Genomic DNA, 15,257 nt, shown 5'->3' with positions numbered 1-15,257 from the left:
AAGTAAGCAAAAGAAATTATGTGTAACATTTTGTGAATTTTAAGGAACTTTGTGAACTATCTCAAAGTTCTGATACAGGTGCGGGAGAATTGAACCGTTCCTTATCTATCAATATGAATTTCTTATCTTTTATTTGTATAACACCTTTTCTTATCACCAATGTATGCGACGCAAACTTTTTGCTATGGCCATTTTTAGCCATCCGGACAGCTGTGTGTTTGTTCAATAAATATGCTAAGGGATTAGTGAAATCTGAACTGCAATAGTTTATAGGCTAAATTTCGTACAGAGTTGTTGCAATGACATGGGTTGTAACAAACGTCACCAGGGAGGGGGTTGATGTTTAATTTTGTTAAATTTAAAAAAAAGGTTTCTTTACAGTTGCGGGCAAAAAAAGGCCAGCGCGATGGCTGGCCTTTAGCAGACAATAAACTTAGAACGTAGCGCTGCGTGGCGTTCTTGGGAATGGGATAACGTCACGAACGTTCTGCACGCCGGTAACGTAAGCGATCAGACGCTCGAAGCCCAGACCAAAGCCAGAGTGTGGAACGGTGCCGTAGCGACGCAGGTCGCGGTACCACCAGTAGTCTTCTTTATTCAGACCCATTTCAGCCATACGCGCATCCAGAACGTCCAGACGCTCTTCACGCTGAGAACCACCGATGATTTCGCCGATGCCCGGAGCCAGAACATCCATTGCGGCAACGGTTTTCCCGTCGTCGTTCAGGCGCATATAGAACGCTTTAATCTCTTTCGGATAGTTTTTCACAACGACCGGCGCTTTGAAGTGTTCTTCGGCCAGATAACGTTCGTGTTCAGAAGAGAGATCCACGCCCCAGTAGACTGGGTTTTCAAACTGCTTACCGCAGTTTTCCAGAATGGTCACGGCATCGGTGTAATCCACCTGCGCGAAATCGGCGGTCACGAAACGTTCCAGGCGGTCGATGGCATCTTTATCTACGCGCTCAGCGAAGAACTTCATGTCGTCCGCGCGTTCGGTCAGCACAGCGTTGAAGACGTACTTCAGCATCGCCTCTGCCAGACGGGCGTTATCCTCCAGATCAGCGAATGCCACTTCCGGCTCCAGCATCCAGAACTCTGCCAGGTGGCGGCTGGTGTTGGAGTTTTCCGCGCGGAAGGTTGGGCCGAAGGTGTAGATTTTCGACAGCGCACAGGCATAGGTTTCGCCGTTCAGCTGGCCGGAAACGGTCAGGAAGGCTTCTTTGCCGAAGAAATCTTTGTCGTAATCGACTTTGCCCTGATCGTTACGCGGCAGGTTTTCCATATCCAGCGTGGAAACGCGGAACATTTCACCTGCGCCTTCGGTATCGGAAGCGGTAATCAGCGGGGTAGAAACCCAGAAGAAACCTTGCTCATCGAAGAAACGATGCAGCGCCTGCGCCAGCGTATGACGTACGCGGGCAACTGCGCCAATCAGGTTGGTACGTGGACGCATATGCGCGACTTCACGCAGATACTCGATGCTGTGGCGTTTTGCCGCCATCGGGTAGGTGTCCGGATCTTCAACCCAGCCGGTCACTTCAATGCTGGAAGCCTGAATTTCAAAGCTCTGACCTTGACCCTGAGAGGCGACGATCTTGCCGGTGACAATCACGGAGCAGCCGGTGGTCAGACGCAGCACTTCCTGATTGTAATTGGGCAGAGAATTATTAATAACGGCCTGTACAGGATCAAAGCAGGAACCGTCATAGACGGCGAGGAAGGAAAAGCCAGCTTTTGAATCTCGGCGGGTACGTACCCAGCCGCGCACGGTGACTTCGCTGTCAACGGCTACGCGGCCCTGGAGTACGTCGGCTACAGGCACAACGCTCATAATAGTCTCTCTATTCGTAGTCCAATAAAAAAATCGTTTTCCCCGGAACGGCGGGGGGATATCTATGTTACCTGTCATCTTCTATCAGACAAGCAGAATTAGCATCGAGAAGGGCTGTTTTCAGAAATAAATAAAGAAGAAGGGAGCCGTGTGGCTCCCTTTGGTGATTAACTCGCCTTTTTGATCTGCGGAAGATCAAATGCTTTACGTAAAGCGCGAACAAACGCTTTATCGTGACAGATAGTTTTACCTGGGCTGTCAGAGAGTTTTGCCACCGGTTTGCCGTTGCACTCCACCAGCTTAATAACAATATTTAGCGGTTTAACCTGAGGAATATCGCAGGTCAGGCGCGTACCGATGCCAAAGCTCAAGTTGATGCGTGATGAGAAATGGCGATATAGCTCGACGGCTTTGGTTAAGTCGAGGTTATCAGAGAACACCAGCACTTTACTCAGCGGGTCGATGCCGAGCTTTTTATAGTGCTTAATGGCTTTTTCGCCCCACTCAAACGGGTCGCCAGAATCATGGCGCAGCCCCTGGTAGCGGGTGGCGAATTCCGGGCCAAAATCACGCAGGAAGGCGTCCATAGTAATACAGTCGGTTAATGCGATGCCGAGCTGGTCTGGATACTCTTCAAGCCAGGCGGCCAGGGCGGCGCACTGGCTGGTGGCGAGATCGGGGCTGATTTGCTGATGCGCCTGGAACCATTCGTGCGCCTGCGTCCCCATTGGGGTGAGCGACAGACGACGCGCCAGGTCGTAGTTGCTGGTGCCGGTAAACCAGGACTCCTGCTGCAGGCGGCCCACAATGGCCTCCTGAACTTCACGGGAGAAGCGGCGGCGGGTACCAAAATCCATCAGCTTGAAAGCGGACATATCAATGTCGGCAGTCAACTGGTTAAAGTCGACGAGCTTACGCTCCAGCATTTCCAGCGCCTGCGGCACGCCGTTTTCCGGCGAGCGGTAGTGATGAACTATCTCGCTAATCACCGCCAGCAGCGGGACTTCCCACATGATAACTTCGCGCCACGGGCCCTCAAGGCGAATATTCAGCTTGCCGTTATCGTTGGTGACGGTGACCTGCTGCGGATCGTAGCGAAAATCACGTAGCCAGTTCAGGTAATCCTGTTTAAAGAAAGGAAGTCCGGAGAGCCAGTGGTATTCGTCATCCTGCAGGGTGAGTGAACGCATGGCTTCGACTTGTTCGCGAATAGCGTCAGCATAAATGCCCAGCAGATCGTCACCACGGCAGCGGAATTCAGCCGCTACGTTTACGTCGTAGTAGTGGTGAAACACAGCCTGCTGCATATGCAGTTTGTAGGCATCTGTGTCTAGCAGCGAGTGCAGCACAGGAGAAGCGAATTGTGTCATGGTGCGCAGTAGCATCCTCTCACAGGAGCGTTTAGTACAATAAACAACAGGGGAGAATCGCTGGAGTATACCTTGTTTATCGATTTATTGAACCCCGATCACACCATAAGGCACGAAGAGTCACCATGGCGTTTTGTGCGGTGTGTTACGCAAATGTATCATTTTTCCCTATTTGACTGGAAAAGATGAAGATTCTGCGTAGCGCGTTTAACACAACAGGAATAGACTGGAGGTGACATTTACAAAAGATGCTAAAGGTTTTTTATGACACAACAGCCCCAAGCCAAGTACCGCCACGACTACCGTGCGCCGGACTACCTGATTAGTGATATTGACCTGGCCTTTGACCTGGATGCCGCAAAAACCATCGTGACTGCGGAAAGCCAGGTTTCCCGCCACGCAGCGTCTGATGTACCGCTACGTCTGAACGGTGAAGATTTAACCCTTATCTCCCTTCACGTTAACGGCGAGCCGTGGGACAACTATAAAGAAGAAGATAACTACCTGGTTATTGCTGGCCTGCCAGAACGTTTCACGCTGAAGATTGTGAATGAAATCAGCCCAGCGGCGAATACGGCGTTAGAAGGGCTGTATCAGTCTGGCGAAGCGCTGTGCACCCAGTGTGAAGCAGAAGGCTTCCGCCACATTACCTGGTATCTTGACCGCCCGGATGTGCTGGCGCGCTTTACCACCAAAATCACCGCTGATAAAACCAAATATCCGTTCCTGCTCTCTAACGGCAACCGCGTTGCCGAGGGTGAGCTGGAAAATGGCCGTCACTGGGTACAGTGGCAGGATCCGTTCCCAAAACCATGCTATCTGTTTGCGCTGGTAGCCGGTGATTTTGACGTACTGCGGGATACCTTCAAAACGCGTTCTGGTCGTGAAGTGGCGCTGGAGTTGTTCGTTGACCGCGGCAACCTGGACCGCGCGCCGTGGGCGATGACCTCGCTGAAAAACTCCATGAAGTGGGACGAAGATCGTTTCGGCCTCGAGTATGACCTCGACATCTATATGATTGTCGCCGTCGACTTCTTTAATATGGGCGCGATGGAGAACAAAGGGCTGAACGTCTTTAACTCCAAATACGTGCTGGCACGAACCGATACCGCAACGGATAAAGACTATCTCGACATCGAACGCGTGATTGGCCACGAGTATTTCCACAACTGGACCGGTAACCGCGTTACCTGCCGCGACTGGTTCCAGTTGAGCCTGAAAGAAGGCCTAACCGTTTTCCGTGACCAGGAATTCAGCTCTGATTTAGGTTCACGCGCCGTGAACCGCATCAGTAACGTGCGCACCATGCGCGGCCTGCAGTTTGCGGAAGACGCGAGCCCGATGGCGCACCCAATCCGTCCGGACAAAGTTATCGAAATGAATAACTTCTATACCCTGACGGTGTATGAGAAAGGGGCAGAAGTTATCCGCATGCTGCACACCCTGCTGGGTGAGACCAACTTCCAGAAAGGCATGCAGCTGTACTTCGAACGTCACGACGGCAGCGCCGCAACCTGTGATGACTTCGTGCAGGCGATGGAAGACGCGTCCAACGTTGACCTGTCTCATTTCCGCCGCTGGTACAGCCAGGCCGGTACGCCGATTGTCAGCGTGCATGACGACTACAACCCGGAAACCGAGCAGTATACGTTGACCATCCGTCAGCGTACGCCAGCGACCGCTGAGCAGGATGAAAAATTCCCGCTGCATATTCCGTTCGACATTGAACTGTACGATAACGAAGGCAAAGTGATCCCGCTGCAGAAAGACGGGCACCCGGTGCATCACGTGCTGAATGTGACCCAGGCCGAGCAGACCTTTGTTTTCGATAACGTCTACTTCCAGCCGGTATCATCGTTACTGCGTGAATTCTCAGCGCCGGTGAAACTGGAATATAAATGGAGCGATCAGCAGCTGACGTTCCTGATGCGTCATGCGCGTAATGACTTCTCTCGCTGGGATGCGGCGCAGAGCCTGCTCGCAACCTATATCAAGCTGAACGTTGCCCGCCATCAGCAGGGCCAGCCGCTGTCGCTGCCGGTCCACGTGGCCGATGCGTTCCGCGCGATTTTGCTTGATGAGCACATTGACCCGGCGCTGGCGGCTGAAATCCTGACGCTGCCATCAACGAGCGAAATTGCCGAACTGTTCGAGATTATCGATCCTATCGCCATTGCCGCGGTGCGCGAAGCGCTGACCCGTACGCTGGCGACTGAACTGGCCGATGAATGTCTGGCGGTTTATAACGTCAACAAGCTCGACAGCTATCGCGTAGAGCATGCCGACATTGGCAAGCGTTCGCTGCGCAATACCTGCCTGCGCTACCTGGCGTTTGGTGACCGTGAGCTTGGCGATAAGCTGGTGAGCGAGCAGTACCATAATGCCGATAACATGACGGATGCGCTGGCGGCGCTGTCTGCTGCCGTGGCGGCTGAACTGCCATGCCGCGACGCGCTGATGCAAGAATATGATGATAAATGGCATCATGACGGGCTGGTGATGGATAAATGGCTGATTCTGCAGGCAACAAGCCCGGCGGATGACGTGCTGGCAACGGTACGTAAGCTGCTGAACCACCGCTCATTCAGCATGAATAACCCGAACCGTATTCGTTCACTGATTGGTGCCTTTGCGGGCAGTAACCCGGCGGCGTTCCATGCGGCAGACGGTAGCGGCTATCAGTTCCTGGTAGAAATGCTCACCGTGCTGAACAGCAAAAACCCGCAGGTGGCTTCGCGTCTGATTGAGCCGTTGATCCGCCTGAAACGTTACGATGCGAAGCGTCAGGCGTTAATGCGTGCCGCGCTGGAACAGCTGAAAGGGCTGGAAAACCTGTCCGGCGATCTGTACGAGAAGATTGCGAAAGCATTAGCCTGATACGTAGCTCGGACGAGGCGTTAACGCCGACTCCGGGATTTTCCCGGCGTCGCGTTGCTCGGCCGGGCTACTTTATCGATACAAACAAAAACGCCGCTGGGTTATCCCTGCGGCGTTTTTTTTATCAAACATGTTCGGTGAGTCGTGCGGCACTTAACGTGGGAACCTGGATGTCCCGCCGATGCAATGCCTGCCAGAATGTCTCCAGCGCGCTGTCCAGTCGCGTGTGCAGATTCGGGCTGAACTGGGGCTTATGCTGATAATCGGTCACCTGGCTATCATCGGCAAAGACCCCCTGTAGGATCTCCTGGGCCTTCAACGCATTGAGCACTGGTTTCAAGGCGTAATCCACCGCCAGCATATGTGCCACCGTGCCGCCAGTTGCCAGTGGCAGCACAACTTTGCCTTCAAGCGCACGCTCAGGCAGCAGATCCAGCAGCGCTTTTAATGCGCCAGCGAATGATGCCTTATAGACCGGCGTGGCGATAATCAAGCCATCGGCGTGTGCCAACTGCTCGGTTAAGGTTTGCAGCGCGGGACTGTCAAAGCGGGCGTGAAACAGATCTTCGGGGTCGAAGTTCTGCAAATGCCAATGAAAAACTTCAACGTCGGCGGCAGAGAGTTTCTCCCGGGCATACTCCAGCAGGGCGCTGGAGCGAGAAGGAAAACGGGGGCTGCCTGCTAAAGTAATGACGCGCATGGTCTCTCCTTATAACTAAAAACAAACATTAATCTAAAATTGATAACATTTGCATCAGTGTGTCAGAGGGGAAACCCAGGGCGAAATACTTTTTCTGATGATGAATTACCAGAAAATGCATATGCGGAGTGACGTAGGGGTTGAATGGAGGGAAAACGATTGCGTTTTTTTTGCCATAGGTCAATTCCATTTTTGAGCGTTATCGCACATAATACGCCCCCGGTTTGCACACCGGGAATCCAGGAGAGTTCATGTACTATCCCTTCGTTCGTAAAGCACTTTTTCAGCTCGATCCAGAGCGCGCTCATGAATTAACGTTCCAACAATTACGTCGCGTCACCGGCACCCCGCTGGAAGCACTCGTGCGTCAAAAAGTACCGGAAAAACCGGTGACCTGCATGGGGCTGACGTTTAAAAATCCGCTGGGTCTGGCCGCAGGTCTGGATAAAGACGGCGAATGTATTGATGCCTTAGGGGCGATGGGATTCGGCTCTATTGAGATTGGAACCGTCACGCCGCGCCCACAGCCGGGTAACGACAAGCCACGCTTGTTCCGTCTGGTCGATGCCGAGGGGTTGATCAACCGCATGGGCTTCAATAACCACGGCGTTGATAACCTGGTCGAGAACGTAAAAAAAGCGCATTTCGACGGAATTCTGGGTATTAATATTGGTAAGAATAAAGATACGCCAGTAGAGCAGGGCAAAGATGACTATCTGATTTGTATGGAAAAAATCTACGCTTATGCGGGCTATATTGCGATTAATATCTCCTCACCAAATACCCCAGGGCTGCGTACGCTGCAATATGGTGATGCGCTTGACGATCTCCTTTCCGGTATTAAAAATAAGCAATCTGAACTTGAACAAAAGCATCATAAATTTGTTCCAGTGGCGGTGAAGATCGCGCCGGATCTTTCTCATGAAGAGTTGATCCAGGTGGCCGATAGTTTAGTTCGCCATAATATTGATGGGGTGATTGCGACCAATACCACATTGGATCGTTCTCTGGTTCAGGGGATGAAAAATTGCGATGAAATGGGTGGTTTAAGTGGTCGTCCATTACAATTAAAGAGCACTGAAATTATTCGTATGCTGTCAGCCGAATTAAAAGGTCAATTACCTATTATTGGCGTTGGCGGTATCGACTCGGTGATTGCCGCGCGCGAGAAGATGGCAGCCGGTGCGTCTCTGGTACAGATTTATTCCGGTTTTATTTTTAAAGGCCCGCCGCTGATTAAAGAAATCGTTACCCACATCTAGTATTTTTCCCAGTATTGTGATCCAGGGCTTTATTTCCGGCCCTGGTTGCATTATATTCCCGTATTGTTGCTTATTTAAACATATTGGTCTTTTATTATTTAAGGGAAAGTAACGCAGCGGAAGAACAGACAATGCATTGGATGCGAATATGATGGGAGAGAAAAATGCGAATTAAACCTGATGATAACTGGCGTTGGTATTATGATGAAGAGCACGATCGAATGATGCTCGATTTAGCCAATGGTATGTTGTTTCGTTCGCGTTTTGCTCGCCGAATGTTAACGCCCGATGCTTTTGCGCCAACCGGTTTTTGCGTTGACGATGCCGCGCTTTATTTCTCCTTTGAAGAAAAATGCCGTGACCTTGTGCTTTCAAAAGAACATCGTGCTGAGCTGATTCTTAATGCCCTCGTCGCCATTCGCTTCCTCAAACCTCAGATGCCGAAAAGCTGGCATTTCCGCGCGCACGAAGATAGCTGGTCTCCGGTGACCGGTGATGCCGCAGCCGTTTGGTTAAGTGACGATGACAGCCAGGTGAATTTGCTGGTGGTTGAGCCAGGCGAAAACGCCGCGCTATGCCTGCTAGCACAGCCAGGGCTGGTACTGGCTGGGCGCACTATGCAGCTTGGCGACCCTATCAAAGTGATGAACGACAGGCTGCAACCTCAGCCAGGGCTGGACGGTTACAGCCTGGAACAGGCGGTTTAAAGCTTCAGCTTCAGTGCGGTTTTCGGCACACAGCTACAGCTAAGAATCGTACCATCGTTAGCTATCGCACTTTTTTTCAGCGGGCTCACTTCTCCGTCCAGCAGCGTCACGCGGCAGCTGCCGCAGATACCCGCCCGGCAGGAGTAGGGGACGCGAATACCCTGTTGCTCTAGCTGTTCCAGTAAGATCTGTTGATTATTCCCGGTAAAGGTATTGCCTTCCCAGTCAATCTCCACGAGCGCATCCTGCTGCGTCTGCGGGGCCAGCGCCTCCTCGCTTTTCCCTGCACCGTACACGATGGCCGGGCTGGTGGTGAGAATTTCCACTTCATCGCCCACGCGAACCACGCCACTGTTGCGGGCAATCAGGTTTTGACCGAAATCCACATCGCCGTTGGCGGGGTTAGTGCGAAATGACTGTAGCGTGCTCAGCGGTTCTGCTGCCGGGTGTTTTTGCCCTTTTTCTGGGCTGATAGTAGTGAAGATACAGCGGCTGCATGGCTTCACGACATCGAAGACCACGTCGCCAATGCGCAGCGTCTTCCAGCTGTCTTCTTCCCAGGCCTGCGCGCCGGTTACCACCAGATTAGGGCGGAACTGTTCCATGCGAACGCTGGCACGGCAGCGCTGTTGCAGGTCGCGCAGCGAAGCTTCGTTGGTGAGCAGGAACGGAAAACCATCGGCGAATGAGAGCGGCACCGCATCGTGGCGCTTAACGCGACGGGTAAGGTCATCACCCAGCCAGCGAAGCTGGACATCACGTTTAAAGAACGGCGTGAGCCACTGATTGATGGCGTCAGGCGCAATACGCGAGGTAAAATGGTTGCCCCAAACTTCGGTTGGCGACGGCTGACCGAGGAAATCCGCAAAACGGACTAACGCACTGCTGCCGTCGGGCGCGGTGAGGTGTAAACCATCGTGAAGGACCGCAGGGGTAAAGCGCACCATCGCCGGGAACTGACGGGCGGTAATAAAGGTGCCATCAGGCTCGGTGATCATGAAAATGCGGTCAAACGCCATCCCGCTAATATCGGCAAAGGCGTGCGTAAGCCCGATGCCGCGCATAGATTTCACCGGATGTATAAAAAGCCGCGATAATGTAGCCACAACGCTGTCCCTGAGTCGAAAATAAGCCTTTAACTTTATGACATGGGGCGCAGATTGGCTATAATGCGCAACAATTTTCTGCGAGTAAAAGTGACGATATGAATTCTCTGTTTGCCAGTACGGCCCGTGGGCTGGAAGAGCTGTTAAAAACTGAACTGGAAGGCCTGGGCGCCCAAGAGTGCCAGATTGCCCAGGGCGGCGTCCATTTCCAGGGCGACACGCAGCTTCTGTACAAAAGCCTGATGTGGAGCCGCCTGGCGTCGCGCATCATGATGCCGCTGGGAGAATGTAGCGTCTGGAGCGATCTCGATCTTTATCTTGGCGTACAGGCTATTGACTGGACCGCTATCTTCACCCCGGATGCTACCTTTGCGGTGAGCTTCGGTGGCCTGAACGATAGCATTCGTAACAGCCAGTATGGTGCGTTGAAGGTAAAAGATGCGATCGTCGATGCCTTTACGCGCAAAAATCTACCGCGTCCTAACGTCGATCGCGACAATCCGGATCTGCGTATTAACGTACGCCTCAACAAAGAGACCGCCTATATCTCTCTCGATCTGAGCGGCGAAGGCCTGCACCTGCGCGGCTACCGCGATCGCACCGGTATGGCGCCGATCAAAGAGAACCTGGCGGCCGCTATTGTCATGCGTTCCGGCTGGGTGCCGGGCACGCCGCTGCTCGACCCAATGTGTGGTTCCGGCACGCTGCTGATTGAAGCAGCGATGTGGGCGACTGACCGGGCACCAGGGCTGCATCGCGGCCATTGGGGCTTCAGCGGTTGGGCACAGCATGACGACGCGGTCTGGAAAGAGGTCAAAGCTGACGCCCAGACTCGCGCCCGTGCCGGCCTTGCCGCCTATGAATCTCGCTTCTTTGGTTCCGACATCGACAGCCGTGTCGTTGAGCTGGCGCGAAGCAACGCCCGCCGTGCGGGGATTGGCGAGCTTATCACCTTTGAAGTGAAAGACGTGGCGCAGCTGACCAATCCGCTGCCGAAAGGCCCTTACGGTACCGTTATCAGCAACCCGCCATACGGCGAACGTCTGGAAAGTGAACCGGCGTTGATTGCGATGCACAGCCTGCTCGGCCGCAATATGAAAAACCACTTTGGCGGCTGGAATCTGTCGCTGTTTAGCGCCTCTCCGGAGCTGTTAAGCTGTCTACAGCTGCGCGCTGAGCGTCAATTTAAAGCCAAAAACGGCCCGCTGGACTGCGTACAGAAAAACTACCATCTGACCGAAACCACCGGCGAGAAGCCTGCTTCTCTGGCAGAAGATTACGCCAACCGTCTGCGTAAAAATCTGAAGAAATATGAAAAGTGGGCGAAACAGGAAGGGATTGAATGCTACCGCTTGTACGACGCTGACCTGCCGGAATACAACGTGGCCGTTGACCGCTACGCCGACTGGGTAGTGGTGCAGGAATATGCGCCGCCGAAAACCGTCGATGCCAATAAAGCGCGTCAGCGTCTGTTTGATATTATCGCCGCGACCATCGCCGTGCTCGGTATTGCGCCGAACAAGCTGGTGCTGAAAACCCGTGAGCGTCAGAAGGGTAAAAACCAGTATCAGAAGATGAACGAGAAGGGCGACTTCATGCAGGTGAGCGAATACAACGCGCGCCTGTGGGTCAATCTGACCGATTACCTCGATACCGGCCTGTTCCTCGACCACCGCATCGCCCGCCGCATGCTGGGTGAGATGAGTAAAGGCAAAGACTTCCTGAACCTCTTCTCCTATACCGGCAGCGCTAGCGTGCACGCGGGTCTGGGCGGCGCGCGTTCGACCACTACCGTGGATATGTCGCGTACCTATCTGGAGTGGGCGGAGCGTAACCTGCGCCTTAACGGCTTAACCGGTCGCGCGCATCGTCTGATGCAGGCGGACGTGCTGGCGTGGCTGCGCGATACCGATGAACAGTTCGACGTTATCTTTATCGATCCACCCACCTTCTCAAACTCCAAACGTATGGAAGATGCGTTTGACGTTCAGCGCGATCATCTGCGTCTGATGAAAGATCTGAAACGTCTGCTGCGTAAAGGCGGCACCATCATGTTCTCCAACAACAAACGCGGTTTCCGTATGGACCACGACGGCCTGGCAGAACTGGGACTGAAAGCACAAGACATTACCCAAAAAACACAGTCTCAGGATTTCGCCCGTAACCGTCAGATCCACAACTGCTGGCTGATTACCGCGGCCTGAAAGGAATAAAGAATGTCATTAATTAGTATGCACGGTGCGTGGCTGTCGTTCAGCGATGCGCCGCTTCTTGATAATGCAGAGCTGCATATCGAGGATAACGAGCGCGTCTGTCTGGTCGGCCGTAACGGCGCGGGCAAATCCACGCTGATGAAGATCCTCAACCGTGAGCAGGGTCTGGACGACGGTCGTATTATTTACGAACAGGATCTGGTTGTGGCGCGTCTGCAGCAGGATCCACCACGTAACGTGCAGGGCAGCGTCTACGACTTTGTCGCCGAAGGTATCGAAGAGCAGGCGGTATATCTCAAACGCTATCATGATATCTCGCACCTGGTGATGACCGATCCAAGCGATAAAAACCTGCAGGAGCTGGCGAAGGTTCAGGAACAGCTGGATCACCACGGTCTGTGGCAGTTGGAAAACCGCATCAACGAAGTGTTGGCACAGCTGGGTCTGGAGCCGGATATGGAGCTGGCGGCGTTGTCCGGCGGCTGGCTGCGTAAAGCCGCATTAGGTCGTGCGCTGGTCAGCGCGCCGCGCGTGCTGCTGCTCGACGAACCGACGAACCACCTGGATATTGAAACTATCGACTGGCTGGAAGGCTTCCTGAAGACCTTCAAAGGCACGATTATCTTTATCTCCCACGACCGTTCCTTTATCCGCAATATGGCGACCCGTATTGTCGATCTCGATCGCGGCAAGCTGGTGACCTATCCGGGTAACTACGACCAGTACCTGCTGGAGAAAGAAGAAGCGCTGCGCGTTGAAGATCTGCAAAACGCCGAGTTCGATCGCAAGCTGGCGCAGGAAGAAGTGTGGATCCGCCAGGGCATCAAAGCACGTCGTACCCGTAACGAAGGCCGCGTGCGCGCGCTGAAAGCGATGCGTAACGAACGCAGCGCTCGCCGTGAAGTAATGGGTAGCGCGAAAATGCAGGTCGAAGAAGCGTCTCGCTCCGGCAAAATCGTGTTCGAGATGGAAGACGTTAACTACCAGGTTAACGGCAAAGTGCTGGTGAAAGACTTCTCGGCGCAGGTTCAACGCGGCGACAAAATTGCGCTGATTGGTGCGAACGGCTGCGGTAAAACTACGTTGCTGAAGCTGATGCTGGGCCAGTTAGAAGCTGACAGCGGGCGTATTCACGTCGGCACCAAGCTGGAAGTGGCCTATTTCGATCAGCACCGCGCTGAGCTGGACCCGGATAAAACGGTGATGGACAACCTCGCCGAAGGAAAGCAGGAAGTGATGGTTAACGGTAAGCCTCGCCACGTGCTGGGCTACCTGCAGGACTTCCTATTCCACCCGAAACGTGCGATGACCCCGGTTCGCGCGCTGTCCGGTGGTGAACGTAACCGCCTGCTGCTGGCAAGATTATTCCTGAAGCCAAGTAACCTGTTGATTCTCGATGAACCAACCAACGACCTGGATGTCGAAACGCTCGAACTGCTTGAAGAGTTGATTGATGGTTACCAGGGTACCGTCATGTTGGTTAGCCACGATCGTCAGTTTGTTGATAACACCGTGACCGAATGCTGGATCTTCGAAGGTGAAGGCCGTATTGGTCAATATGTCGGCGGCTATCACGACGCGCGCGGTCAACAATCGCAGTCACGGGCGCAAAAACAGACGATCGAGAAAAAAAGCGCGGAAGTGGCTCAGCCAAAAGCAGAAACTGTCAAACGAGCCAGTGCCAAACTAAGCTATAACCTGCAGCGCGAATTAGAGCAGCTACCGCAGAAGCTGGAAACGCTGGAAGCGAACCTTGAGGCGTTACAGACTCAAGTTGCCGATGCGTCCTTCTTCAGCCAGCCTCACGACCATACCCAAAAGGTATTGGCCGATATGGCTCAGGCTGAGCAAGCGCTGGAAGAAGCGTTTGAGCGGTGGGAATATCTCGAAGCATTAAAAAACGGCGCCTGATTGAGGAGTAATCATGTGCGATCAACATCATGCTGCGCAGCATATCCTGTGTCCACAATGTGACATGCTGGTGGCGTTGCCGCACCTTGAACACCGACATAAGGCGAACTGCCCACGCTGTGGTACGACGCTAACCACCGCGTGGGATGAGCCCCGTCAGCGTCCGACGGCCTATGTTCTGGTCGCGCTTTTTATGCTGGTGTTGGCGAACCTGTTTCCCTTCATCAGTATGAATGTGGCGGGGGTCAGTAGTGAAATTGAGCTGCTGGAAATCCCGGGCGTTATGTTCTCGGAAGACTACGCCAGTCTTGGCACCTTCTTCCTGCTGTTTGTCCAGTTGGTACCCACATTCTGTCTGATAACCATCCTGCTGTTGGTTAACCGGGTGCGTATGCCGCTCCGGCTGAAGGTGGTTTTGGCGCGCATTCTGTTCACGCTAAAAACCTGGGGGATGGCGGAAATTTTCCTCGCCGGGGTGCTGGTGAGCTTTGTGAAGCTGATGGCTTACGGCGATATTGGTGTCGGCAGCAGCTTCTTGCCCTGGTGCCTTTTCTGTCTGTTACAGTTGCGTACCTTACAATGCGTTGATCGTCGCTGGCTGTGGGACGATATTGCCCCGATGCCCAAACTTGAACAGCCGCTGAAACCCGGCGTGACCGGCATTCGTCAGGGGTTACGCTCCTGCGCGTGCTGTACGGCGATTTTACCGGCCGACCAGCTTGAGTGCCCGCGCTGTCACAGCAAAGGCCACGTCCGGCGCAAAAACAGTCTGCAGTGGACGATGGCGCTGCTGGTGACATCGATTCTGCTTTATCTCCCAGCCAATATTCTGCCTATCATGATTACCGATTTATTGGGTGATAAGATGCCGTCGACCATTCTTGCCGGGGTCGTGTTGCTGTGGAGTGAAGGGTCGTATCCCGTGGCGATGGTCATTTTCCTCGCCAGTATTATGGTGCCGACGCTGAAGATGATCGCCATCGCCTGGCTATGTCTGGATGCGAATGGCATGAAGCGTAAACATCGGGACAGCGAACGAATGCACCTTATTTATGAAGTGGTGGAATTTGTTGGTCGCTGGTCGATGATCGACGTCTTTGTTATCGCAGTACTTTCAGCCCTGGTACGTATTGGGGGCTTAATGAATATCTATCCGGCGATTGGCGCGCTGATGTTTGCGCTGGTCGTCATAATGACCATGTTCTCGGCAATGACATTTGATCCGCGACTTTCGTGGGATCGGGAACCTGAATCAAGCCATGAGGAGTCGTAAAAGC

10 protein-coding genes are annotated in these 15,257 nt (G+C 53.4%); 6 read left to right on the top strand and 4 right to left on the bottom strand.

The window, feature by feature from the left end; genetic code table 11:
* Nucleotides 1-433: 433 nt before the first annotated feature.
* Nucleotides 434-1,834: an asparagine--tRNA ligase gene (gene asnS / locus MY052_RS15710; RefSeq protein ID WP_035892415.1), complete on the bottom strand. Its 1,401-nt coding sequence runs from the start codon at nt 1,832-1,834 to the stop codon at nt 434-436.
* Between the two features lie 167 nt (nt 1,835-2,001).
* Nucleotides 2,002-3,204: a nicotinate phosphoribosyltransferase gene (gene pncB / locus MY052_RS15705; protein WP_248537384.1), complete on the bottom strand. Its 1,203-nt coding sequence runs from the start codon at nt 3,202-3,204 to the stop codon at nt 2,002-2,004.
* 264 nt (nt 3,205-3,468) lie between these two features.
* Between pncB and pepN the strand changes: the two genes are divergently transcribed.
* Nucleotides 3,469-6,081, top strand: coding sequence for an aminopeptidase N (pepN, locus tag MY052_RS15700; protein WP_248537383.1), 2,613 nt, complete (start codon nt 3,469-3,471; stop codon nt 6,079-6,081).
* Between the two features lie 124 nt (nt 6,082-6,205).
* Here the strand turns inward: pepN and ssuE are convergent, their stop codons facing one another.
* Nucleotides 6,206-6,781, bottom strand: a complete 576-nt coding sequence (gene ssuE, locus MY052_RS15695; RefSeq protein WP_035892412.1) for an NADPH-dependent FMN reductase — start codon at nt 6,779-6,781, stop codon at nt 6,206-6,208.
* A gap of 251 nt (nt 6,782-7,032) precedes the next feature.
* Between ssuE and pyrD the strand changes: the two genes are divergently transcribed.
* Both pyrD and zapC read left to right on the top strand, forming a co-directional pair.
* Nucleotides 7,033-8,043 carry a quinone-dependent dihydroorotate dehydrogenase gene (gene pyrD, locus MY052_RS15690; RefSeq protein ID WP_248537382.1) on the top strand — a complete coding sequence of 337 codons (1,011 nt, stop codon included), beginning with the start codon at nt 7,033-7,035 and terminating at the stop codon, nt 8,041-8,043.
* Between the two features lie 164 nt (nt 8,044-8,207).
* On the top strand, nt 8,208-8,750 hold the full coding sequence (gene zapC / locus MY052_RS15685; RefSeq protein WP_035892410.1) for a cell division protein ZapC: 543 nt from the start codon (nt 8,208-8,210) through the stop codon (nt 8,748-8,750).
* On the opposite strand, the gene MY052_RS15680 is transcribed toward zapC, so the two are convergent.
* A complete protein-coding gene (locus MY052_RS15680; protein ID WP_248537381.1) occupies nt 8,747-9,856 on the bottom strand; it encodes a YcbX family protein in 1,110 nt (369 codons plus the stop codon). The two genes, zapC and MY052_RS15680, sit on opposite strands and share 4 nt — an antisense overlap.
* A 98-nt stretch (nt 9,857-9,954) precedes the next feature.
* Here MY052_RS15680 and rlmKL point away from each other — a divergent pair, with 98 nt between their 5' ends.
* The 3 genes from rlmKL to pqiA are packed head-to-tail and all read left to right on the top strand — an operon-like array spanning nt 9,955 to nt 15,253.
* The gene (gene rlmKL / locus MY052_RS15675) at nt 9,955-12,060 is read left to right on the top strand and encodes a bifunctional 23S rRNA (guanine(2069)-N(7))-methyltransferase RlmK/23S rRNA (guanine(2445)-N(2))-methyltransferase RlmL (RefSeq protein ID WP_035892407.1); all 2,106 of its coding nucleotides are present in this window, start codon (nt 9,955-9,957) and stop codon (nt 12,058-12,060) included.
* Between the two features lie 12 nt (nt 12,061-12,072).
* Complete coding sequence (locus tag MY052_RS15670) at nt 12,073-13,980, top strand: ABC transporter ATP-binding protein (RefSeq protein ID WP_248537380.1); 1,908 nt, start codon at nt 12,073-12,075, stop codon at nt 13,978-13,980.
* A 13-nt stretch (nt 13,981-13,993) separates the two neighbouring features.
* Nucleotides 13,994-15,253, top strand: a complete 1,260-nt coding sequence (gene pqiA, locus MY052_RS15665; protein ID WP_248537379.1) for a membrane integrity-associated transporter subunit PqiA — start codon at nt 13,994-13,996, stop codon at nt 15,251-15,253.
* Nucleotides 15,254-15,257 lie beyond the last annotated feature (4 nt).

The sequence above is a fragment of the Kluyvera ascorbata genome (assembly GCF_023195735.1).
Taxonomy (GTDB): Bacteria; Pseudomonadota; Gammaproteobacteria; order Enterobacterales; family Enterobacteriaceae; genus Kluyvera; species Kluyvera ascorbata.
Note: the sequence above shows the minus strand (reverse complement) of the source record. Positions and strands in the feature narration are given on the sequence as shown.

What these genes read in the sequence shown, in the direction of transcription:
- asnS (WP_035892415.1), bottom strand. Translation starts at nt 1,834, where the DNA reads ATGAGCGTTGTGCCTGTAGCCGACGTACTCCAGGGCCGCGTAGCCGTT.
- pncB (WP_248537384.1), bottom strand. Translation starts at nt 3,204, where the DNA reads ATGACACAATTCGCTTCTCCTGTGCTGCACTCGCTGCTAGACACAGAT.
- pepN (WP_248537383.1), top strand. Translation starts at nt 3,469, where the DNA reads ATGACACAACAGCCCCAAGCCAAGTACCGCCACGACTACCGTGCGCCG.
- ssuE (WP_035892412.1), bottom strand. Translation starts at nt 6,781, where the DNA reads ATGCGCGTCATTACTTTAGCAGGCAGCCCCCGTTTTCCTTCTCGCTCC.
- pyrD (WP_248537382.1), top strand. Translation starts at nt 7,033, where the DNA reads ATGTACTATCCCTTCGTTCGTAAAGCACTTTTTCAGCTCGATCCAGAG.
- zapC (WP_035892410.1), top strand. Translation starts at nt 8,208, where the DNA reads ATGCGAATTAAACCTGATGATAACTGGCGTTGGTATTATGATGAAGAG.
- rlmKL (WP_035892407.1), top strand. Translation starts at nt 9,955, where the DNA reads ATGAATTCTCTGTTTGCCAGTACGGCCCGTGGGCTGGAAGAGCTGTTA.
- MY052_RS15670 (WP_248537380.1), top strand. Translation starts at nt 12,073, where the DNA reads ATGTCATTAATTAGTATGCACGGTGCGTGGCTGTCGTTCAGCGATGCG.
- pqiA (WP_248537379.1), top strand. Translation starts at nt 13,994, where the DNA reads ATGTGCGATCAACATCATGCTGCGCAGCATATCCTGTGTCCACAATGT.